Raw genomic sequence first — 23,127 nt, forward strand, 5'->3', positions numbered from 1 at the left:
CTAATTTATCTTTTCAGGGTAAAATGGGCTTTAAATTCTTTTTGTTGTAATGTATTAGGTTCAATGTACTCAACCACAAACCAGTAGTCACTCGATGGCATTGGGCTTCCATTATAGGTTCCATTCCAGCCTTCGCCTGTTGGACTTATCTGCTTCATTAGTTTTCCGTACCTGTCAAATATATAAATTTTTGCGCTTGGTTGGTCAGCAATACCTTTTATGTTCCATGTATCATTAAATCCATCGCCATTTGGTGTAAAGTATTTCGGATAATCCATCACTGTTACCGTATCAACTGCATATCCACAACCTATCGTATCTCTTACCTCTACAACATGATCGCCTGCCAAGACATCTACAAAAATATGACTCTCCTGCCATGCGCCTCCATCTAATCTATACTCATAAACTCCTAAACCTGTCACTGTAACTTCTATAATATGTAACTCTGAAAACGCATCTGTCGTTACATCTGTCAATATACTTGTTGGTGGTGAACTCTCTATAACCTCTGTAACAACTGGATTATCAAAGTTTGAACATCCTGTCACTGCATCTGTAACGATAACACTATAAGTTCCTCCAACACTTGGTATATAACTCCCTTCTGTAGCTCCTGGTATCACCATGTTATCTAAACTCCATTCAAACAAATAATCTGGTGTACTTAGTCCTGTATCTAAGACTGGTACATTTAAAACTTCCGTTCCATTTGTATCTACACACAATATATAACTGTCTTCTAAATCAAATACTGGTCGTGGATGTACTATTAATTCAACTGGTGCTACTGCATAACAAATTGATGAATCAATTGAATTATCTATAACGCCATCATTATCGATATCTACAAAATCTCCTAAACCATCACCATCTAAATCTATATAATCAATAAGTCCATCGCCATCAACATCAAATCCATCAGGTAACGTATCGTTATTTACATCTATTAAATCAAATACGCCATCGTTATCAACATCTATTGTATCGTCATTACCATCACCATCAAAATCTAATGCCATAGTTACTGCTGATAAATCTAAATTCAACAACGCTACTTCTTGTGTGTCATTATCAACACGTGCATAAATCACCTGTGGATTGACAATATTCTCATATAAAAATGGTAATGGATTTACTCCTAACTCAGCATCTGCAACTGTCTCATAATAAGTCACTATATAATTTGCTGGATCTTGACCATTTAATACCTGAGATTCTACATCAGTTAAATTAAACTGTGTACTATTATTACTTGGATCACCATCATCATCCATCTCATCATCACACTCCTCTAATGGTGCTGGTGATGTTGCCTCGGCTGCCTCATGAACCTCTATATTAAACACTGGTGTACTTATTGAACAACCTGTATTGTTATTTGTAATTGCTACATAAATCGGTTGTGGATTCGTAACATTCATATACGGACTCACTAATGGATTGGCCAAATCATCAGCATCTGTTTGTGATACATGATACGTTACTGTAAATAACATAGGATCTTGTCCATTTAATATTTCGGCATCTTTACTAGTTAAATCAAACTCATCAATACCATCGGTGTTTAACTCACAAAGTATAAAATCTGTAACTGCTACAACATCTGGTAATGGATTCACTATGATATCAAAAGTAACTATTGTATAACATTCTGTAATATCATTTTCTACACGTACATAAATCGTCTGTGGTGTACTCGTATTGGTATAAGCTGTTGGATCTGCTATAGCATTTTGGTCTAGCTCTGCATCTTCCTCAGATTCATGATAGGTTGCCGTTACTCCTGACTCACCATTAATGATATAAGCCTCATTCAATGTCAAATCAAATTCCTCTTCCATATCACTAGGATTCACATCATCACACAACTCTAAATCCTCTGGATCTAAACTCGGTGTTGGGTTTGGTAACACACGTATGGTTAGTGTTGTATAATCTACACAACCTGTATCAGTATCGGTAACTACAACATATAAAGTCTGTGGATTGGCTGCTGGTGCTCCATTAACTGAAGTATTAGTGTAATTCTCTGCATCTACTGCATTAATCTCTGCCTGTGCATCTGCATCTGTCTCATAATAAGACACACTCCAACTTGCCTCACCTCCTGTAATCTCATTATCCTTTACTGTTAAATCAAAAACAGTAACCTCGTCGGCTATTAAATCATCACACAACTCTAATGGTGTTGGTTGCACTGCCTCTGGTGGTAATTCTACTCGAATATCAAAGAAACCTGTAGAAGTAACACATCCATTTACATTACTTACTAAGCGTACATAAATCGTCTGCGGATTAGTAACATTGGTATAATTGGTAACATTAGCTATTGGATTTGCTCCTGAATCTGCGTCTGCTTCTGTCACATGATAAGTGAGCATAAAATCTGATGGAACTTGTGTGCCCAAAATCTCTGAATCCTTACTGCTCAAATCAAACTGGGCAAAGCCATCATCATTCGTATCACATATCACATAATCATCTATCGCTGTTGGAACCTCTGGAGATGGTAATACACGTATGGTTAATGTCTGTGAGGTATTGTAACAGCCTGTATTGATATTCTCTGCTCTAATGTAAATCACTTGCTCATCCATAACAATATTTGTATATAAACTCGTAAGTGCATTTATATCCATGTCTGCATCACTCTGCGTTTCATGGTAGGTAATTTCAATATCTAATTCTCCATTCTCTATCTCTACAGTCTTACTCTCTAAATCAAACGCCTCAAAACCATCATTATCTAAATCACAAACCTCTAAATCTGTTGGTGCTGCTGGTGATGGTATTGGATTTACTCTTAGAAGTATCGTCGCTGTTGTACTAACTGAACATCCTGTTACATCATCGGTAGCCCTAACAAATATCGTTTGAGCATTACTCGTATTCATATAAGGACTCACAATAGGATTCGTCCCATTATCTGCATCTAACTGCGTCTCGTAATACGTAAAACTAATTCCTGTTTGACCATTTAACATCTCCGCATTAGCATCCTCTAAGGTAAAGGCTTCCACCTCATCGCCTGGGTTATTATCATCACATAACTCTAATGGCTGTGGTTGAACCAATACTGGAAGCGCATTTACAATCAATTCTAAGCTCGTTAACTTATAACATCCATTGACTGTGTCTTCTACACGAACTGATAAAGTTTGCATAAAAGCTGTCGTATTAATATAACCTGTTGGATTTAAAATTGAATTAACCCCTAAATCGGCATTTGCCTCTACTTCATAGTAAGTTACTATATACTGTAAAGGATCTAAACCATCTAATATCTCTAAGTCTTTACTCGTTAAATCAAACTGTGCAAAGCCATCTGCTAAAACATCATCACATTCCTCTAGTGGTGTTGGGTCCTCTATCTGTGGTGTCGGATTTACTATCAATATAAGCTCTACTATAGTCGCACAATCTGTCGCTATAGTAGCACTCTCTACACGTGCATAAATCGTTTGTTGATCTTCTACTATATTGTTATACGGACTCGTTAAGGCATTAACATCATTATCTGCATCTGCCATTGTCTCATGGTAACTTACTGTCAGCGTCGGATCGCCTCCTGTTATCTCTGTATTTGCATCGGTTAAGGTAAACACTCCAAACCCATCACTATCTGCATCACAATACTCCATTGGCGTTGGTGTAGATGCTACTGGTGCCTGCTCTACAACCAATGTTAAGGTCGTTGTTGCATAACAGCCTGTATTGATATCCTGAACTCTTACAAAAATTATTTGCCCATTAATCGTATTAGTATATGGAATTGGTAAAGGATTTACCGCATTATCGGCATCTGATTGTGTTAAATAATAACTTACTGTATAATTAGGATTATTACCTGTTATCTCTACATTCTTTATACTCAAATCTATACTCGTTAATCCATCTGGAACTCCATCATCACAAACCTCTAAATCTGATGGAACTACTAATGCTGGTAATGGATTAACTACCAAATCAAAACTCCCTGTTGCTATACAGCCTGTAGCCATATTTACCGAGGCATAATAAATCGTCTGTGGATTACTCGTATTACTATATGGACTCCCTAATGGATTAACTAAACCCTGTGCATCAGCTAAACTCTCATAATAACTTACAGCTACCGATTGACCATTAGCAACCTCTACATCTTTTGTCGTTAAATCAAATAACTCTACCTCATCGCCAGGTAAATCATAATCACATAACTCATATGCTGTCACTGGAACTGTATCTGGTAATGGATTTACTATCAATGTTAAATCTGTTGTGTCATAACATCCTGTCGAACCACTCTCTACTCGAACATAAACCGTCTGTACATTTGGTACAATATTATCATATGGAACCAGTAAATCATTAACACCATTGTCGGCATCACTCTGTGTCTCATGATACGTCACTACCATACCAACCTGTCCTCCTATGGCCTGTGCATCAGCTAAACTTAAATCAAAACTCGTAAAACCATCATTGTCATCATCGCAAACCTCTATCGCTGTTACTACATTCGCTATTGGATTCTCTATAACCTCTAAATCCAATGTCGTAGTGTTGTAACAACTTGCTTCATTATTAGCCTCTAAACGAGCATAAATAGTTTGATTACTAACTACAGTATTTGTAAAAGGTATTGGTAATGGGTTTATAGCAGCATCAGCATCAGCTTGAGTAGCATAATAAGTTACATTAACAGTAGCTGGATCCAAAGATCCAATTACTTCAGTATTTTTTACACTTAAATCAAACATTGCAAAACCATCTGTGTCATCATCACAAACCTGTAATGGTGTAACTGAATTAATTGCTAATGTACTAAACACTAAATCGAATGTTGTTATTGAATAACACTCTTGAGTTATATCAGCAATTCTCGCATAAATGGTTTGAGGATTGGATGTATTGGTATATGGACTTACAAGTGCATTGGTATTAGCATCTGCATCTGCCTGTGTTGGGTGATACGTTATAACAAAATCTGTAGGGTTTTGAGTTCCTAAAATTTCAGCATCATTATCTGTTAAGTTAAACTCTCCAACACCTGTTAAACTACAAATATTAAGATCAGGTGCAGGATTTGCTATTGGACTTGGCTTAAACTCGACTTCTATAGAGTCTGAAGATTCACAACCTGGAGCAAATACAACATCAACAGAATATATTCCTCCTTGAGTAATATCAATAGTTGAACCTGTTTCTCCTGGTATTACATTACCATCTAAAAACCAAGTGTGTGTAGCAGATGGAGCCTCTGTATCTAATGTAACAACCTGACCTTCGCACTGAGCTGTACCAGCTGCAATTGTAATATCATCTCCTAACTCACCTCCTAGGTTAAAACTACCAGCTTCAAGAAATATAGCTGAATCCCAAATCGAATCTCCTTCATCTGCAACAACAAGCTTAATTTCGTATGTTGTATTAGGAATAACATTTGCTGTTGCTGTTAAAACTACTGTTCTTCCTCCATAATTTGTATCGCCCAATTCATACCCTTCAAAATAAGTAGGATTACTAGTACAGGTTCCAGAATCGTTAATATTTGTAACACTCACAGGAGTACCATCAGGTAACACTGCAAGATTCTGATATACTGTCGTTCCAACTTCTCTAAGAAGAAAGGCAAAGCCATCAGCAAAGCTACATTCTGTGTTTCCATCATATTCTTCAGAAAACATAATGTAACGGAAGCTTATGGTATCAGCAGTAGGAACAAAATTAAATTTTATGAAAGTAGCGTCATTTGTATCAAAATTTGGATCTGAAGGCAAGAAAAATGCTTCTAAATCAGGATCTCCAGAAAGCCCAACATTAGTAGAAGCTGTAGTTCCAGGACCATCATCCTGATTTCCTCCTTCAGAAGCCATTCCTGTAGATAACACTATACCTTCTTCAAATGGAAAGTTAACTGCTCCTCCTTTTGTAAAGTATCCATAGCTTTTTGTTTGATAAGCATTTGGCGCTCCACTAACTTGAAACGAAAAGTTATCAACTCCAGAACATCCTCCTGAAACAAGAACATTTTCAATAAGTTCTTCTGGTGTATATGAAGATTCAGGATAAGCTGGGTTATTAATAGTTACAATTGGCTCTAATACTAAAACTGTTATTGTTGCAATATCTGAACATCCTGTTGGATTTGGGTCTGTTACAGTTAATGTTACAGTATAAGTTCCTGGGTTTGTATAAAGGTGTGAGACTGAAGTTCCAGAATCCGTTGTAGCGTCACCAAAATTCCAGTTATAAGTTGCACCTGTATCATCGTTAGAAAACATTGCACTTCCAACAAAGTCGACAGTTGTTCCTGGAGGAATCTCAATGACACCTGAACCATTTGCAACTGGATCAGTAGAATCTATTGATGCAGTAATAACTTGACATTGTTCTTGACATGTAATAGCTGCTTCCCAACCAACTGTATTCCCTGTCCCATTAGATACAAACTCAAAAGTAATACAACCGCTCGTATTTGTATCGGATGCTGTGACAACTCCTGGCCCAGCAACTCCAGAATAAGAACCGATAACTGGAGCTGTAATATCATCTCCATCATAAATAGTTAAAATATCTGTATTTAGTTGAGTACTAAATGAAGTAAAATCAAGACTAATAAAATCTCCTGTATTATTAGGACAAATAGTGGTCACAATATTTTCGTCATCTGAATAAGAACCAGCCACACCACCAGAATCATAAAACACATCAGGTTCACATCTATTAAATGTACCAGCCTGCATTAAAAGATCTTGGGCATAAGAACTAAATGAAAGCAATAATATAAGTAACGTATATAGTTTCTTCATAATACTTGACTAATCATTAATCTAAATCTCTATTAGAAAATGTTATAAAAATTAAGTCCCTCAAAAACAAACATATAAATCATTCATAATTAATAGTCAAACAAAAAAATTACACTAATAACGTTTAGCGTGACATTTAAGCTTTTCATAATAAATGCGAAATTTAGTAAATTTTAACTAATTACATCCTGTTATCTAACACAAATTAATAGTTTAACAATTCTAAATCATTAAGTCTTGGACTTTATAACTCATTTTTTTCAAGTTTAGTGTTTTTATAATAGATTCTAAGTCTTGTCAATTCACAAAAAACATAATATTAAACTATTGTTTAGTATTTTTGCAAAAAATTAGTTTCATGAAAAATGTAAAAATTTCTATAAAAAATACTTCAAATCCAACTATACTAAAATTTGAGGCAAATACCTTCTTAACTCAACATGAAAGTTATGAATTTAACACTATTGATGAGGCTACTCCATCTCCAATAGCACAACAATTATTTTACTTACCTTTTGTTAAAAAAGTATACATATCAGGTAATTTTATTGCTGTTGAGCGTTTTAATATTGTAGAATGGCAAGACGTACAAAATGAGGTTGCCGAACAAATTGAAACTTACATTAACAACAATGGAGTTATTATAACTGATAGTTCAGCAAAAAAGAAAGTTCCTGTTACTGTCTATGCTGAAAGCACTCCAAATCCATCTGTTATTAAATTTGTTGCAAATAAAAAGTTAGTAAATAATTACCATGAGTTTAAATCTATTGATGAAGCAAAAAACTCACCTTTTGTTTCTGAATTATTTCATTTCCCATTTGTAAAAAGTGTTTTTTTAGATGAAAATTTTGTGTCAATAACCAAATATGACATAGCAGATTGGAATGAAATCACTATGGAATTACGTGAATTTATAAGAAATTATATCGAAAACTCTAAAGAGATATTAAAAGTTGACCAACAGTTATCTGCTGAAAAATCTAATGAAATACTTGACACTAAATTTGAGGCGCATGATGATGTCTCAAAAGAAATAATTAATATTCTTGAAGAATACATTAAACCTGCTGTAGCTAGCGATGGTGGCAATATAGAATTTCAATCTTATAATGCTGACAGCAAGACTGTAAAAGTAATCTTACAAGGTGCTTGTAGTGGTTGCCCTTCATCTACATTCACACTTAAAAATGGCATTGAAAACATGTTAAAAGAAATGCTTAACGGAAAAGTTAATACTGTTGAGGCTGTTAATGGTTAAAATTTTAATTCATCCTAAAGATTAATTACAAAACATATTTAATATTTTTAAAAAAAATTGAAAAGATGAAAAAGATTATATTTATCTCATTTGTACTGTTTATAACACTTACTGGTTTTTCTTCGCTACTAGCTCAACAAAGCGGAATACAAGTAAATGACAAGTATAGGCTTTTAGGTAATGCTAATATAGAGAATGACACAAGCATTCAAGGCTCTCAATACCTAAACAAAGAGTTTGTTCTAGCCAGAATAACATCAGATGATGGAGAAAAAATTTATAGTATAAGATACAATGCTTATTTAGATGTCATCGAACTACAAGATGAGAATCATAAAATATTTTCAATTAATAAATCAATTGAAAACTTAATTATTACAGTGATTAATACAGAGGAAGCATTCGAACTTATTGAATTTCAAGAAAAAGATTCTGGAGTAAAAAAAGGCTATTTAACTCATGTGACACCTATAGCTAATACTGTAAAATTATTTAAAAGAAAAAAAATTAAACTTACTGATGCAAAACCTGCTACTAATGCTTATGATAAGCCTAAACCTGCTTCATATAATAAAATCCCAGACCAATACTATATAAAAATTGGAGAGAATATAGCTGTACTAGCTTCTAAAAAGAAAAAAGATATTCTTAAATTGTTTCCTAAAAACTCAAATGTAATTTCAGATTATATAAAATCAAATAAAATTAAAGTCTCAAAGGAAGAGGGTTTACTTAAGCTTATTAATTTTATTAATACACTTTAAAAAAGTCAAACTTAAATATATTGAAACCGAATGTGTTATCTATAAAATAATCCATTCGGTTTTTTTATTTTTGTTATACTAAAATTTAAACACTAATGGATTTACAAAAATGGATTGACAAAGGTTACGAAATTATTATTGATTTTGGACCTAAATTATTGGCTGCAATTGCCATATGGATTATTGGATCATGGATGATCAAAGCCATAACAAAAGGCTTAAGAAAAGCTATGGAAAAAAGAGATTATGATGAAAGTCTTAAAAAATTCTTACTTAATCTGCTTGGTTGGGTTTTAAAAATTGTACTTATCATAGTTGTTCTTGGAACTGTTGGAGTTGAAACAACCTCATTTGCCGCTATTATTGCTGCTGCTGGTTTAGCCATAGGCTTAGCACTTCAAGGTTCTCTGGCAAATTTTGCTGGAGGAGTTTTACTCATGATTTTTAAGCCAATAAAAGTTGGAGATTTAGTTGAAGCTCAAGGTGAAATAGGTGTGGTTAAAGAAATTGAAATCTTTACAACAAAATTAACTGGCCTTTCTAATAAAGAAATTATCATTCCAAATGCTGCGTTATCTAATGGAAACATTGTTAACTATACAACTGAAGGCACAAGACGTGTAGATTTAGTTTTTGGAGTTGGTTACGATTCTAATATTAAACAAACTAAAGATGTACTAATGAAGGTCTTAACCTCTCACCCAAAAGTACTTAAAGATCCTGCACCAGCTGTAACCGTTAAAGAATTGGCAGATAGCTCAATAAACTTTGCTGTTCGTCCTTGGTGCAACACTGAAGATTATTGGGATGTGTATTTTGATGTAACAGAAAACACTAAAGAAGCTCTTGATGCTGCAGGAATTGAAATTCCATATCCTCATCAAGTCGAAATCCAAAAACAAGACTAATCTATTTTTTAGATTTTAATGCAATAAAATCTTTTAAATAAAATGGTTCAAAATAGGCGACATCTTCGATGTCGCTTTTTTTATATTTTTGGTAAGCTAATTGACCCATCTCTCTTGCTGAAGGTAGTTTACCTTCAATAAAATTCGCATTTTTATGCGAAATCAACTGTTTGGTTTTTTCAACACCATTCCCAATAAAATGAGTTTGGTCTTTATCAAGATATTCTAAAAATGAATCTTCATTTAAAACTTGAGCTTCAACACCTCGTATTTCGCTATATGAAGCAGAATAAATAGCAGAGTACACTTCTAAACGACGAGCATCTAACATTGGTACAATAACTCCATTTTCAACATTTGCTTGATGCGCAAGTGCCTCTAAAGTAGACACCGAAATAAGTGGCACATTCAACGCATAACAAAGTCCTTTGGCTGCCGAAACTCCTATACGTAAACCTGTATACGAACCTGGACCTTTACTTACTGCTATAGCATCAATATTGTTTAAGGTTAATTGTGATGATTTAATAACTTCATCTATAAAAACATGTAAAGATTCGGCATGCGAATAATTAACATTATTATCCTCTTTTAAAACCAAAGTCTCTCCTTCATTTGAAAGAGAGACTGAACAATTTGTTGTCGATGTTTCTATATTTAATATGATTGCCATATTAATTTGGTTATAAGATTAATCTTCAGAAGATTCGCTTTTATCATTTTTTTTGTCTCTATTTTCTATTTTATCTCCTGATTTTAATGTTTTTGAAACTACATTATACGGACCAGTAATAATTTCATCTCCTTCTTGTAATCCTGAAGCAATTTCAATATTCGTATCGTCTTGAATTCCTGTTTTAACGACTCTTAGTTTAGCCTCTCCATTTTTAGAAACAAAAACGCATTCAAATTTCTCTTCATTTTCAGATTTAATATCGTTTGACGTTCGGTTTTTATAATCTTTTTTTACTGAAGATGTATCTGTTTTTATCACAATTGAACTAATAGGAACAGCTACAATTTTATTTCGCGTGTCTGTTATAATATCAACAGTAGCAGTCATACCAGGTCTAAATGGAGAAAAATGCTCTGGCTTCCCTTCCATAAGATCTTGATAAGACTCTTCAAGAATTCTAACTTTTACTCTAAAGTTAGTAACTTGATCTGCAGTTAAAGTACCTGCTGCAGAGTTGGCGATTTCTGTAACAACTCCTTTAAATTCTTTCTTTAAATAGGCATCAACTTCAACAATTGTTGAATCTCCTATTTGTACTTTTACAATATCATTCTCATTCACATCAACTTCAACTTCCATGTTATTGAGATTGGCAACTCTTAATATTTCGGTTCCTGCCATTTGTTGCGTTCCAACAACACGTTCACCTAATTCTACATTTAACAACGATATTGTGCCACTCATTGGCGCATAAATTTCGGTACGACTCAAGTTATCTTTAGCTTCATTTACAGAAGCTGCTGCACTTTGTACGCTATAATATGCCGAGCTTTTTCCTGCAACAGCAGTTTCATAAGATGCGATAGATCTATCCCAATCTGCTTTAGAAATAACACCTTTTTCAAAAAGTGCCTTGTTTCTATCATAATCTGCCTTAGCTTGCTTTAAAGTTGCTTCAGCTTGTTCTAAGCTTGCTCTTACATTTTGATACGTTGCTTGTGATCTGCTTACTGCAGATTGAATTAAATCTGGATTAACTCTTACAAGTAAATCCCCTTTTTTAACTTGTTGACCTTCTTTGAACGGAAGATCTAAAATTTCTCCTGAAACTTCACTTGAAATTTTCACCTCAACTTCAGGCTGAATCTTTCCAGTTGCCGAAACAGTTTCAATAATATCAACCAAAGCAACTTTTTTAATATCTACTTGCTTAAAATTACCTTTTTTACCAAACCATCCCATTGATTTACCTAATACTAAGGCAACAATTAGAAGTCCGATAACTATAAGACTAATTTTTACTGTTTTACTCATTTTATATTAATTTAAGTCGGTTATAGGCAGCCCAAAATAAAACTCTAAGACTTTGAGTTTGAAAATATAATCATATTTGGTTCTAATGACATCAGATTGTGCATTTTCAAAAGCAGTACGAGACTGATTAAAATCGAAAGCATTTGACAAACCTACATCATAACGTTCTTTTGCATATTCAAAAGCTAATTGACGAGCTTCTTCTGTTTGTAAAGCAGCTTCATACGCCTTTTTAGAATTTTTGGCATCATTATACGCTGTATATACTGTTGATTCTAAATCTAATTCTGCTTGCTCTAGCAAATACTTAGAACGTTCTACTTCTACTTTACTACGTTTTACATTATTACGTGTTGTAAATCTATTAAATATTGGCACGTTTAATTGAAGTCCGACTGAAGTACCATCAAACAAATATAATTGGTCAACAAAAGGAATATCATCTCCTGTAAACGGATTTATCTGTGTGCTTGCCCATCTGGTATTATAACCTACAAAACCTGAAAGTGTAGGAAAATAATTTGTTCTTGTTAACTCTAAGTCTTTTTCAGCCAATTCAAAATTAGTTTGAGCTATTTTGACATCGTTTACTTCTTCTTTAGCTTTTTCAACGATTTCTGATGCTTGTTTATTTAAGACATCATCTGCAATAAGACCATAATCTTCATCAGAAACATCAAATATTTCATAATCTTCTAATTGAAGTGTTTGCGCTAATCCCAATTTAGAAATAAATAAAGCATTTTCAGCAGCTATTATTTGTTGTAGTTGTGTTGCATCAGTTGCTTTCAACTCTAACAAATCACCTTGAGGTAAAACTCCTGCATCAACTAGTTCTTGAGTATTAGTAATATTTTCTTTTGTTACAGCATTTTGAGCTTGCAATACTTTTAACTGTTCTCTATTAAACAAAATTTGTAAAAAAGAATTAGCAACAAATAATGAGATATCGTCTTTCATTTTATCTAAACGATACATTGCTGCTACCTGGTTTAGTTTGGCACGTTGAAGTGTTTTCCAATTAGATAGTCCTGAAAATATATTGATTCCAGAATTGATAGCACCAGAAGCAGATCTGAATATATTATTTTCAAACTGATTCGTTGCTGGATTAATATTTGCACCTGTATTTATATTATAAGAACCATTAGCATTTAGTGTTGGTAAAAAATTACTTAAGGCTTGGTTTTTATTAATATCGGCTAAATTAACATCTAGTTGAGATTGTTCGATAGAAATATTATTTTCTAATGCGTGATTCACACATTCTAATAACGTCCATTTCTTTGCTTGAGCATTAACAAAAACTCCAAAAAGTAGTATGATGATAAAAATTATTCTTTTCATGATATTTAGTAAGTCTTGATAATTGGTAAAGTGTTACAATAAATGTTAAAATTATTGTTGTCCTCCTTGAATTGGATTCCAAACTTTAATTTTATCGTCTTTAGTGATTCCATTTTTTACTTCTACAAAAATCCCATCACCAATTCCTAATTCTAAATCTTTACGTTCAAATTTTTGATCTCCAATTTCAATTTCAACATAAGGCTCTTTAGTATCTTTGTCGTACTGAACTAAAGCTTCTTTAATTGCGAGAACTTTTTCTGCTTTTTCTAAAATAATAGATGCATTAGCACTTAATCCTGCACGAATAAATGTTGAATCCATCTTTTTAAGTGTTCCTTTTATTTCAAATTGAATAGCTCCATTTTCTTCAACTCCTTTAGGTGCAATATAATCTAAAACCGCATCAAATGTTTCATCTTCAATTGCTCCAACAGTAATTTCTAGAGGCAAACCTTCTTTAATCTTACCAACTTCACTTTCATCTACTTTTCCTTCAAAAATCATTTTAGTAACATCTGCTAAAGACGCAATTGAAGTTCCTTCATTAAAATTATTAGCTTCAATCACCTGGTTTCCAGCTTTTACAGGAACATCCAAAACCATTCCTGCCACTGTAGCTCTTACTTGAGTTTGAGCAATATTACCTAAACCAGACGTGGTACCTGTTTTAATAATATCATAATTTTGACGGGATTGCGTTACATTAATTCTGGCTTGTTCAACTTGCTGTTTTGCTTGTAAATACGTGTTATTTACTTGGTCGAATTCGTTAGCAGCTATAACCCCTTTTTCAAACAATTCTTTTTGACGATCATAAATGGCTTTTTGTGTTTTAAAGTTGATTTCAGCAGTTTGCAACGCTGTTTTATTAGATGCAATGTTATTTTTTGCACTTGTAAGGTTAGACACATTAGGAATCACACGAATTTGAGCAATTAAGTCACCTTGCTTTACATATTCTCCTGCTTCAATAAACACTTCTTCTACAACTCCTGAAATATTAGGCTTTATTAAAACTTCCTCTTTTGGAACAATAGAACCAGTAGCTACTGTTTTAATAACAATGGTTTGTTCAGATGGAGCTTCGGTTGTATACGTAACTGGATCTTCTTGATTTTTTTGCCATAAATAGTATAATGCTGCCCCAAAGAGAACAACAATAAGTAATAATGCGATTAATGTTTTGGTTCTTTTCATTTTTTAATGATTGATTATTTATTCTATTCTTAATGCGTCAACAGGTTTCATCTTTGTTGCTCTACTCGCTGGAATAAATCCAGCAGCCAAGCCAGAAACCACTAATATAATTAAGGCTGTAATAACCACTGGCATTCCTACACTTGGATTTGCGAAATTTTCGGTAGGACCTATACTATCTAAAGCAGTATTCAATCCCCAAATAAAAAATGCTGCAAAAGAAACACCTAGCATACCTGAAATAATGGTTAATATTAAACTTTCGTGTAAAATTTGACCTTTAATGTCCCAAGGAGAGGCACCTAAAGCTCTTCTAATTCCGATCTCTTTGGTTCGTTCTTTTACAACGATAAGCATGATATTGTTAATTCCAATAATACCAGACATGAGTACCAAAGCACCAACAAAATAGCCAACAAAAGCTAGAATTGTAAACAAGCCTTGCATTTGCGAAAATTGTTCGGCTAAGTCAAAATGACCTATAGCTCTATCGTCTTCAGGATGCACTTTATGTCTTGATTTCATCAAATCAAACACTTGTTGCTTAATAGAGGTAATAGGAACATCATCTATTGCTGTAATCGCCATCCATCCTACACGATCACCTCTATTAAAGGCTTGCCCAAATGTTGTAAATGGAATATAAATTGTATTTGCTTCCTCTTCACTATCACCTCGACTTTTGGTGTTTTTAAATGTTCCGACAACTAAAAAATTAACACCATTGATTTTGATATAAGTTCCTATTGGATCTTCATCCTTATCATATAAACCTCTTATAACTCCAGTACCAATAATGCAAATTTTCCGTTTCGTTTCGATATCTGAATAACTAATAAATCGTCCTTGCAGAATATCTAAAGGTTGTTGATTGATGTATTCAGGGTAATCTCCATAAATTTCGAAAGCTCCTGTTTTAGTTCCTCTAATAACGTTGTTGTTACCTCTATATCCACCTAATTGATTTCTAGGCGACACATATTTTAGATTAGGCACTCCATTTTTTATGGCAGCAACATCATCAATCTTATAACTAAAATAACGTCCTTTTGGCAAGCCCTTGTAAGGCTTTGACGTTCCTTGAGTCCACATAAACATTGAGTTGGTCGCAAAGTCACCAAAATCTGCCATGACACCATTTTTCAAACCATTAGTCAATGCTAATAAAGCTACCAAAATAAATATGCCCCAAAACACGCCAAAAGCAGTCAAAGCAGTTCTGAGCTTATTGGCATTTAGCGCTTCTAATATTTCGTTCCATCTTTCTTTATCAAACATCTTATTCGTCTCTTAATGCAACAATAGGTTTAATTTTTGCTGCACGATACGCTGGAATAAATCCAGCCAATGCACCAGCAAACACCAAAATAAATACAGTGGTCAAAGCAATATTAAAATTGACTTGAGGATTTTTTATAAAATCATGCTGTACATATGGTCCAGCTAATTCAAGTAGACCTAATCCAAAAATTAATCCGAATAATCCAGCAAACATTGTTACAAATACAGCTTCTTGAAGAATCATTCCAATAATAGACATTGGAAGAGCTCCAAGCGCTTTTCTAATACCAATTTCTTTTGTACGTTCCTTTACAATAATGAGCATAATATTTCCTACACCAACAATTCCAGCAACTATTGTCCCAATGCCAACAAACCAAAATACAGATTGAATGATGCCGATTATTGAATAAATTTCTTGAGCACTTTCTAAAGTATTATAAACTCTAACAGCACTAATATCGTTTGGCGCAACTTTGTGTACTCGTTTTAATTCATCTTCTATGGCATTAGACATGTTGGTTGACAGCGCAACAGCCTCATCAAAATTGTCTGACATTTTAACGGTTACAAGAATGTTTCTAATGTCATCACCAGCTCCAAACACTTTTTGAGAGGTTGTTAATGGAATATAAGCTTGTTGTTCTTCTCGTTCTCCACCAGGATCGATAAAAACACCAACAACTTTAAAACTCATTCCATAAATTTTAATTTCTTTATCAATTGGGTTTTCATCTTTAAACAAGTCTTGCTTGAGTTTTCTTCCGATAACTGCTACTTTTCTATTTTCATCTAAGTCGGTTTGATTCACAAATCTTCCAGTTTCCATATCAGCATTCTCTATAAACTGATGATCTGGCATTGCGCCTCTAACTTGATATCTAACACTTTCGTTTTTATAGCTTATATCTGCTCCCCAAATAGAATATAAAGCAGTCTCATACTCTATATTATTTTTATATTTTTCAGAAATTAGATTGAAATTTTCATTCTTCATTTGAATATATCTACCTGGATTAAGGCCTTTATACTCTTTAGTAGTTCTACCAGTCCAAACCGTAAGAAGATTTGTAGCGTCGCTTTCAAACTCAGACTTCACACCATTTGCAAGTCCAGTACTAAATCCGAGAAGAATCACTAAAATAAAGATACCAGAAGCCACTGAAAGCCCAGTTAAAAACGTACGCAATTTGTTTTTACGAAGTGTTTCAAATATTTCTTGCCAACGTTCTAAATCAAACATGAGTCGAAGCTCTTACTTGTTCTACTTTGCTATCATCTATAATAACACCATCTTTAAGGTTTACAATACGCTTGGTCATTTGTGCAATATCGTGTTCATGTGTAACGACTAAGATGGTTTTACCTTCATCATTAATTCCTTGAATGAGTTCCATAACCTCATAAGATGTTTTTGTATCTAAAGCTCCTGTTGGCTCATCTGCTAACAGTACTTTTGGATCACTTGCCAATGCTCTAGCAATAGCAACCCGTTGTTTTTGTCCTCCAGATAACTCACTTGGTAAATGATGTGACCATTGTGCTAAGCCAACTTTCTCAAGGTAATGCATGGCACGATCTGTACGTTCCTTACGTTTGATGCCTTTGTAATATAATGGCATAGATACGTTGTCTAAAGCACTTTTGTAATTAATAAGATTAAAAGATTGAAAGATGAACCCAAGAAATTCGTTTCGGTATTTAGCAGCTAATTTTTCATTTAGGTCTTTAATAGGAACATTGTCAAGAATGTAGTTTCCTGTATCAGCTTCATCTAACATTCCTAAAATATTAAGAAGTGTCGATTTTCCAGATCCTGAAGAACCCATTATAGATACAAGTTCACCTTCTTTTACCTTAAAATTAATTCCTTTTAAAACATGAAGCGAATTGCTTCCCATGTGATAAGATTTGTGTAAATCTTTGATTTGTATCATGATGGCGATGGTTAATTCTTAGCAAAATTACAATAATCATTAAACGGATTATCCCAACTATTTGTTAAGAATTCAATTTCTGATTGATATTTAAAAGACTTCTAACTCGTAGAAATGTTACACTAAAACGATGTTTTCTTTAATTTATTTCAGTTTTCTTTCTGAAGAATTTCCAATAGATTATAATTCCTATACCTCCAACCAAAATATACGGAACAGCCATGAGATACATAATACCATCATTTACACCTTCTGCAGTAGATTGACCTTCTTCGCTTTCTAAGACAGCTCTACACATCGCACATTGAGCGTTACTTTTTATAAAAAAAAGAAAAGAAAAAAGAATGAAGATTATATAACGTTTCATTTAATGAATGTAATAAGGTGAAATCATTAGGTAAACAATTACTCCTGTAATTGCAACATATAACCACAAAGGAAATGTGATTTTTGCAATCTTCTTATGACGTTCTATATTATTAGTTATAGCTCTCACGTAAGTAATTAGAACAAATGGAATGATAATTATAGACAATAAAATATGTGTTATCAAGATAAAGTAATAGATGTATTTAACCAGACCTTCTCCTCCAAACTTTGTAGAATCGCTCGTCATATGATAAGCTACATACATGAGTAAAAATAAAGCAGAGCACCAAATAGCTGTTGTCATTAAGTTTTCATGAAGTACTCTGTTTTTGTTTTTAATAGCAATCACAGCAATTATTAAAATTAATGCTGTTAAACCATTAATAGTTGCATAGATTGGAGGTAAAAACGTTAGTGGTTCAACTTCAATTCCGAAATCTTGGAGTTTCATTCTTGAAAGCACAGCTACTACTAATGGAATTACAATGGCCAATACTACAATCCATTTATTATATTTTTTTTCTTCGGAATTATTTTGAGTTACATTCATTTGGTCTTAATCTTCTTTTAAAAGTTTAGCAATATCTTCCTTCAACAAGCTTATTTCTTCTGTTTCTCCATCATCATCTTGTTTTTCTTCTTCACTAATAATGCCTTTATAAAATATTTTAGGGTTTCCGAAATTGTCTTTTCTAGAGCGAATAAATCCGTTTTTATCAATAAGCGCAAAGTTACCTGAATGCTCAAAACCTCCTTCAACATTAGGGTTTTCTCCAGCATAAATATTAAAACCAACATTAGCTAGATCAAAAATAACATCCTTATCTCCTGTCATTAAATGCCAGTTTGGATTGGTAATCCCATAATTATCTGCATAAGCTTTTAGTATGTCTTGTGTGTCATAATCTGGATTAATTGTGAACGACGCAACACCAAAATCTTCAAACTCTGAAAATGTATTTTGAATCTGCACTAAATTTCGATTCATTCTAGGACAAATCGTAGGACATGTTGTAAAGAAAAATTCAACAACATACACTTTTCCTTCATAATCTTTATTGGTAATTGTTTTACCATTTTGATTTACAAAAGAAAATTGAGGTACTTTTTTAGGTGCTCCATTGATTTCTAGAAACATTAGATCTGATACAAACCCTTCCGTTTTTGTAGATACATTTTGACTTCTACTTTCTGTTCTTGTCACATCGTCACCTGTGATTCTATCGACAATTTTAGGTATAAAAATGATTCCGAAAACCAAAACTATAAAAGCAATACCTATAAAAGAATAATTTGTTTTTTTAGTGTTCATAATCTGTATAAATATCAAATTTTAAAAAATAAAAATTCAATCTATATATTTAATTAATATCATTTAAATCTTCTGCACGTCGTGATGAAGAATCGAACTTGCCTTTACGCTTTTGACGATATTCGGTAAATAAAATTCTAAGGTCGTCACTCATTTTGTTTTTAATTTCTGCAACTTCAATACAATCATAAGAATATAAAGGATAAGCGACTTCCTTTCTTTCTTTTTCTTTATCTTCTCTATCGTCTAGTCTGCCGCGTTGTGCTAGATCTTTATCAACTATAAAAATATGGTCTGTAAAAATGTGTTCATCTAAGGATTCTTCAGTTTTTAAACTGCTGAATAGGTTTTTGATATCGTTTGGTTCTCCAAAAACATAATGCCAAAAACGCATATCGTCATAATTATTAATCTCTTTTTGAAGCTGAATTGCTTTAGCTTCAGTGCCTTTAGGAAGTACAATTACAATTTGAAATTTTTTAAATCCTTTAAATTTATCATAGACCAACTCTTTTAAATTTGAAGCAGCAATCACATGGTCTTCTGGTTGGTTCCCTAAAAATCCTAAAATAGTAATATGGTCTTTGAGTAGAATTTCATCTTCAGAATTTGAAGAAAAAAATTGCAACTCATTCACAGAGTCATCTACAATATCTAAGGGATTGTAATTATGAGTCGAAGGATATAAAAACAATAAAAATAAAACTGGTAGAAAGAATAAAATACCTAAAACAAGTATTGTTTTCAATGGCATTTTCTTCATAGCGTTTGGTGTTTGATTTGTTTTGCAAAAATAAAAAAGACGGTTTAAATAAACCGTCTTTTTATATACTTTATATTATTTCTAACATGTTAAAAATCTCTTTTTACAAATCCGTTAGAATATACACCTTCAATGTAACCACCTTCTTGTAAAAGAATAAAAATAAGGTAGCAAATTAGGAATATTGTCGTCCATACTACCATACGTCTTAAAGCTTTAGTCTCATCTCTCATGTGCATAAAATCCCAAGTAATGTAATAGGCTTTAACAATGGTTAGTATGATGAAAATCCAGTTTAAAAGTTTCATACTTAAAACTTTAGTCATCAAAATTTCTGGCTTATATATACCTAAAACCACTTCTACTGCAGTAACTACTGAAAGTAAAATTAGAACTCCCCAAATTTTTTGAGTGTTTGATTTAAACTTTAATAATCCTCTAAATATTTCTAATTTATGTGTGTGTGCCATTTTAAATACAATTATTCTAAATTAAACCAAGTAGAAGAAAGTGAATACAAATACCCAAACTAAATCTACAAAGTGCCAATATAATCCAACTTTCTCAACCATTTCATAGCTTCCTCTTCTTTCGTAAGTTCCTAAGATAACATTGAAAAATATAATAATATTAATTACTACACCTGAGAATACGTGAAAACCGTGAAACCCAGTAATAAAGAAAAAGAAATCAGCAAATAAAGATGTCCCATATTCGTTAACATGAAGATTAGCACCTTCAACGACAAGTCTTCCGTTTTCTTTAATCTGCTTCAAAGATTCTTCTCTAGACAACACCGTTTTTTCGCCTTCTTCGGTTAGTATTTGTGTTCTCACTAAAACATTAGGATTCGCTTCTAAACCATGATATACTTCATCTATTGTATATGAAGGTAAAGCTCCTTCACTCACAAACCAAAGTCCGCTTTTACGTTCATGTTGTATTCTTTCTCCATGCTCGTCAAGTGCAATATCACTTACAGCCACTCTTTTAAACACTTCTTTTCCATCTACAGTTTGATACTCTCCAAACTGAAGAATGTTTCCTCCTTTAGTTTGAACAGCTCCATAATCTCCTTGAATGAAAGTTGCCCACTCCCAAGCCTGAGAACCAACGAAAATCAAACCACCAATAATAGTTAAAAACATGTAAAATGTAACTTTGGCTTTTTTCATGTGATGACCAGCATCAACAGCTAGTACCATTGTTACAGATGACATGATTAAAACAAATGTCATAAAAGCAACATAAATCATTGGATAGTTACCATGAAAAAATGGAATGTGCGTAAACACCTCATCTGCGATTGGCCATGAGCCAATAAACTTAAATCTTGAAAATCCGTAAGCTGCTAAAAATCCTGAGAATGTTAAGGCATCAGATACGATAAAGAACCACATCATCATTTTACCATAACTAGCTTTTAAGGGCTGGTTTCCTCCTCCCCAAGTTTTGCCTTCTGTTCCAGTACTTGCTACTGTAGTATCCATATAAAGCATTTAGTTGTTAAAAGTTGCACAAAAATAATCATTTTATCTATCTAAAAAAACATCATGTTCTAAAAATTAAAAACATAGAGCAATACTAGTCTATATATAGACTTTTAGCCAATCAAAATAGCAAAAAAATTACACTAAATATGATAAAAACAAAAACAAGAACAGCCACAGTATATCTATGAAATGCCAAAAGGTAGCCGAAAGGTTCATGCCTAGCATTTCTGTTGCTGTATATTTTTGTTTAAAATGATTATAAATTACGACTAGCAAAGAAATAAGTCCTGCAATGACATGTAAAATATGTACAAATGCAATGACATAAATAAAGCTCATTGTCACATTGCTTGTTGGACCTGTAAAATTATAGCCAGAAGACACAATTTGACCAAACCCGTAAAATTGACACCATATAAATGCAATTCCTAGACCAAAGGTTAATAAAAGCATAAGCGTTGTTAGACTTCTATTAGAACTTTTTAAAGCTCTTTTTGCTAAAACAAACGTTATACTACTAATAATGATAAGTATACAACTTATTAAAAATGCATTAGGCATTTCAAAATCGTGCAACCAATCTTCACGCTTTCTACTTACCAAAACAGCACTCGTTAATCCTGCAAAAGACATGATTAATGAAATAATTCCGAACCAGAGCATCATTCGTTTTGCTCTGTTATTTTTTTCTTGTATTGTTCCTTCTGTTAAATCCATATTTATCTTAAAAACTTATCAACCACATAAACTATTTGTAACAATGTAATATAGGACACACTAGATAGCATTAGTTGCTTTGCAGCTTTCGCAGTTCGTTTTTTAAACAATTCAAATGCAAAGTATAACATCACCAATCCTAAAAGGAAAACAATAACTGCCGCTACAATAGATAATTTTAAATCTCCTGTAACACCAAACACTGGAACAATTGATATTAAAATTGTCCAAATGGTATACATAATCGTTTGAACAGCTGTGCCTTTATCACGTTTACGAGTTGGCAACATAAAAAAGCCTCCTTTTTTGTAATCGTCAAATAAAAACCAACCAATAGCCCAAAAATGAGGAAATTGCCAAAAAAACTGTAAGGCAAAAAGTGTACCTGGTTCTATCCCAAAATCATTTCGTGCAGCAACCCATCCCAACATAAAAGGAATGGCTCCTGGAATGGCTCCTACAAAAACAGCTAAAGGTGTTTTTGTTTTTAAAGGTGTATAAACACAAGTATATAAAAAGATTGAGATAGCTCCATACATTGCAGTTCTTGGGTTAATAACATACAGTGTAACAATACCTGCAACAGTAAATATTGTAGCAATAATAAATGCTGTTGTAACAGACATTCGTCCTGCTGGAACAGGTCTGTTTTTAGTGCGATCCATTAAAGCATCTAAATCTTTTTCAATTATTTGATTAAACGCATTAGACGCTCCAACCATAAAATAACCTCCAAAGGCTAATAAAATTAATGTTTGAACATCAACATTAACTGCACCTAGTAAGTATCCTGCAAGAGCAGAAAAAACGACGCTTACAGACAAACGTATCTTAGTAATTTCTTTAAAATCAGAAATTATAGATGCTTTAGGAACTGATGTTTTTAACGTTGACAATACAAGTGGTTTTATTGCGATTGCAAAGATACTTTGAAAAAAGCTTTTGGGCAATGCTAATCAAAAGTAATTCTCTTTTTATTACTGACTGA

The 23,127-nt window shown here is 33.0% G+C and carries 19 protein-coding genes; 3 read left to right on the top strand and 16 right to left on the bottom strand.

The features are described from left to right. Nucleotides 1-5 precede the first annotated feature (5 nt). Nucleotides 6-6,797, bottom strand: coding sequence for a choice-of-anchor L domain-containing protein (locus ACP15M_RS04870; RefSeq protein WP_425076064.1), 6,792 nt, complete (start codon nt 6,795-6,797; stop codon nt 6-8). Nucleotides 6,798-7,155: 358 nt separating this feature from the next. On the opposite strand from ACP15M_RS04870, the gene ACP15M_RS04875 reads away from it, so the two are divergent. The 3 genes from ACP15M_RS04875 (at nt 7,156) to ACP15M_RS04885 (ending at nt 9,730) form a co-directional block, all read left to right on the top strand. Further along, nucleotides 7,156-8,058, top strand: coding sequence for a NifU family protein (locus ACP15M_RS04875; protein WP_425076065.1), 903 nt, complete (start codon nt 7,156-7,158; stop codon nt 8,056-8,058). 65 nt (nt 8,059-8,123) lie between these two features. After that, complete coding sequence (locus ACP15M_RS04880) at nt 8,124-8,822, top strand: hypothetical protein (RefSeq protein ID WP_425076066.1); 699 nt, start codon at nt 8,124-8,126, stop codon at nt 8,820-8,822. Between the two features lie 95 nt (nt 8,823-8,917). After that, the gene (locus ACP15M_RS04885; RefSeq protein WP_425076067.1) at nt 8,918-9,730 is read left to right on the top strand and encodes a mechanosensitive ion channel family protein; all 813 of its coding nucleotides are present in this window, start codon (nt 8,918-8,920) and stop codon (nt 9,728-9,730) included. 1 nt (nt 9,731) lies between these two features. Here ACP15M_RS04885 and tsaB read toward each other — a convergent pair whose 3' ends face one another. The 15 genes from tsaB to cyoE form a co-directional block, all read right to left on the bottom strand. Then, nucleotides 9,732-10,403, bottom strand: a complete 672-nt coding sequence (gene tsaB, locus ACP15M_RS04890; RefSeq protein ID WP_425076068.1) for a tRNA (adenosine(37)-N6)-threonylcarbamoyltransferase complex dimerization subunit type 1 TsaB — start codon at nt 10,401-10,403, stop codon at nt 9,732-9,734. An 18-nt stretch (nt 10,404-10,421) separates the two neighbouring features. Next, nucleotides 10,422-11,720 carry an efflux RND transporter periplasmic adaptor subunit gene (locus ACP15M_RS04895; RefSeq protein ID WP_425076069.1) on the bottom strand — a complete coding sequence of 433 codons (1,299 nt, stop codon included), beginning with the start codon at nt 11,718-11,720 and terminating at the stop codon, nt 10,422-10,424. Nucleotides 11,721-11,726: 6 nt separating this feature from the next. After that, nucleotides 11,727-13,067: a TolC family protein gene (locus tag ACP15M_RS04900; RefSeq protein ID WP_425076070.1), complete on the bottom strand. Its 1,341-nt coding sequence runs from the start codon at nt 13,065-13,067 to the stop codon at nt 11,727-11,729. 51 nt (nt 13,068-13,118) lie between these two features. Beyond that, entirely contained in the window at nt 13,119-14,267 is a 1,149-nt protein-coding gene (locus tag ACP15M_RS04905; RefSeq protein WP_425076071.1) for an efflux RND transporter periplasmic adaptor subunit, read from the bottom strand. Between the two features lie 18 nt (nt 14,268-14,285). After that, nucleotides 14,286-15,545 (bottom strand): ABC transporter permease, encoded by a 1,260-nt coding sequence (locus tag ACP15M_RS04910; protein WP_425076072.1) that lies wholly within the window; start codon nt 15,543-15,545, stop codon nt 14,286-14,288. A 1-nt stretch (nt 15,546) separates the two neighbouring features. Further along, nucleotides 15,547-16,791, bottom strand: a complete 1,245-nt coding sequence (locus ACP15M_RS04915; RefSeq protein WP_425076073.1) for an ABC transporter permease — start codon at nt 16,789-16,791, stop codon at nt 15,547-15,549. After that, a complete protein-coding gene (locus ACP15M_RS04920; RefSeq protein ID WP_425076074.1) occupies nt 16,784-17,485 on the bottom strand; it encodes an ABC transporter ATP-binding protein in 702 nt (233 codons plus the stop codon). Before ACP15M_RS04920 ends, ACP15M_RS04915 begins: the two co-directional genes overlap by 8 nt. A gap of 139 nt (nt 17,486-17,624) precedes the next feature. Continuing rightward, nucleotides 17,625-17,783, bottom strand: a complete 159-nt coding sequence (locus ACP15M_RS04925; protein WP_425076075.1) for a hypothetical protein — start codon at nt 17,781-17,783, stop codon at nt 17,625-17,627. Nucleotides 17,784-17,852: 69 nt separating this feature from the next. Continuing rightward, nucleotides 17,853-18,404, bottom strand: coding sequence for a DUF420 domain-containing protein (locus tag ACP15M_RS04930; RefSeq protein WP_425076076.1), 552 nt, complete (start codon nt 18,402-18,404; stop codon nt 17,853-17,855). 6 nt (nt 18,405-18,410) lie between these two features. Beyond that, on the bottom strand, nt 18,411-19,166 hold the full coding sequence (locus tag ACP15M_RS04935) for an SCO family protein (protein WP_425076077.1): 756 nt from the start codon (nt 19,164-19,166) through the stop codon (nt 18,411-18,413). 49 nt (nt 19,167-19,215) lie between these two features. Beyond that, a complete protein-coding gene (locus ACP15M_RS04940; RefSeq protein WP_425076874.1) occupies nt 19,216-19,920 on the bottom strand; it encodes a hypothetical protein in 705 nt (234 codons plus the stop codon). A 98-nt stretch (nt 19,921-20,018) separates the two neighbouring features. Then, nucleotides 20,019-20,399: a cytochrome C oxidase subunit IV family protein gene (locus ACP15M_RS04945; protein WP_425076078.1), complete on the bottom strand. Its 381-nt coding sequence runs from the start codon at nt 20,397-20,399 to the stop codon at nt 20,019-20,021. A 21-nt stretch (nt 20,400-20,420) separates the two neighbouring features. Beyond that, nucleotides 20,421-21,419, bottom strand: a complete 999-nt coding sequence (locus ACP15M_RS04950; RefSeq protein WP_425076079.1) for a cytochrome c oxidase subunit 3 — start codon at nt 21,417-21,419, stop codon at nt 20,421-20,423. Between the two features lie 138 nt (nt 21,420-21,557). Beyond that, nucleotides 21,558-22,139, bottom strand: a complete 582-nt coding sequence (locus tag ACP15M_RS04955; RefSeq protein WP_425076080.1) for a cytochrome c oxidase subunit 3 — start codon at nt 22,137-22,139, stop codon at nt 21,558-21,560. Between the two features lie 2 nt (nt 22,140-22,141). Continuing rightward, nucleotides 22,142-23,035, bottom strand: a complete 894-nt coding sequence (gene cyoE, locus ACP15M_RS04960) for a heme o synthase (RefSeq protein ID WP_425076081.1) — start codon at nt 23,033-23,035, stop codon at nt 22,142-22,144. Between the last annotated feature and the right edge of the window lie 92 nt (nt 23,036-23,127).

The sequence above is a fragment of the Psychroserpens sp. S379A genome, from assembly GCF_049800755.1.
GTDB lineage: Bacteria > Bacteroidota > Bacteroidia > Flavobacteriales > Flavobacteriaceae > Psychroserpens.

Excerpts from the sequence above, each read along its gene's own strand:
- ACP15M_RS04940 (WP_425076874.1), bottom strand. The coding sequence starts at position 19,920 with ATGCCATTGAAAACAATACTTGTTTTAGGTATTTTATTCTTTCTACCA.
- ACP15M_RS04905 (WP_425076071.1), bottom strand. The coding sequence starts at position 14,267 with ATGAAAAGAACCAAAACATTAATCGCATTATTACTTATTGTTGTTCTC.
- tsaB (WP_425076068.1), bottom strand. The coding sequence starts at position 10,403 with ATGGCAATCATATTAAATATAGAAACATCGACAACAAATTGTTCAGTC.
- ACP15M_RS04885 (WP_425076067.1), top strand. The coding sequence starts at position 8,918 with ATGGATTTACAAAAATGGATTGACAAAGGTTACGAAATTATTATTGAT.
- ACP15M_RS04910 (WP_425076072.1), bottom strand. The coding sequence starts at position 15,545 with ATGTTTGATAAAGAAAGATGGAACGAAATATTAGAAGCGCTAAATGCC.
- ACP15M_RS04945 (WP_425076078.1), bottom strand. The coding sequence starts at position 20,399 with ATGGCACACACACATAAATTAGAAATATTTAGAGGATTATTAAAGTTT.
- ACP15M_RS04935 (WP_425076077.1), bottom strand. The coding sequence starts at position 19,166 with ATGAACACTAAAAAAACAAATTATTCTTTTATAGGTATTGCTTTTATA.
- ACP15M_RS04950 (WP_425076079.1), bottom strand. The coding sequence starts at position 21,419 with ATGGATACTACAGTAGCAAGTACTGGAACAGAAGGCAAAACTTGGGGA.
- ACP15M_RS04915 (WP_425076073.1), bottom strand. The coding sequence starts at position 16,791 with ATGTTTGATTTAGAACGTTGGCAAGAAATATTTGAAACACTTCGTAAA.
- ACP15M_RS04880 (WP_425076066.1), top strand. The coding sequence starts at position 8,124 with ATGAAAAAGATTATATTTATCTCATTTGTACTGTTTATAACACTTACT.
- ACP15M_RS04930 (WP_425076076.1), bottom strand. The coding sequence starts at position 18,404 with ATGAATGTAACTCAAAATAATTCCGAAGAAAAAAAATATAATAAATGG.
- ACP15M_RS04870 (WP_425076064.1), bottom strand. The coding sequence starts at position 6,797 with ATGAAGAAACTATATACGTTACTTATATTATTGCTTTCATTTAGTTCT.
- ACP15M_RS04900 (WP_425076070.1), bottom strand. The coding sequence starts at position 13,067 with ATGAAAAGAATAATTTTTATCATCATACTACTTTTTGGAGTTTTTGTT.
- ACP15M_RS04955 (WP_425076080.1), bottom strand. The coding sequence starts at position 22,139 with ATGGATTTAACAGAAGGAACAATACAAGAAAAAAATAACAGAGCAAAA.
- ACP15M_RS04920 (WP_425076074.1), bottom strand. The coding sequence starts at position 17,485 with ATGATACAAATCAAAGATTTACACAAATCTTATCACATGGGAAGCAAT.
- ACP15M_RS04895 (WP_425076069.1), bottom strand. The coding sequence starts at position 11,720 with ATGAGTAAAACAGTAAAAATTAGTCTTATAGTTATCGGACTTCTAATT.
- ACP15M_RS04875 (WP_425076065.1), top strand. The coding sequence starts at position 7,156 with ATGAAAAATGTAAAAATTTCTATAAAAAATACTTCAAATCCAACTATA.
- ACP15M_RS04925 (WP_425076075.1), bottom strand. The coding sequence starts at position 17,783 with ATGTGTAGAGCTGTCTTAGAAAGCGAAGAAGGTCAATCTACTGCAGAA.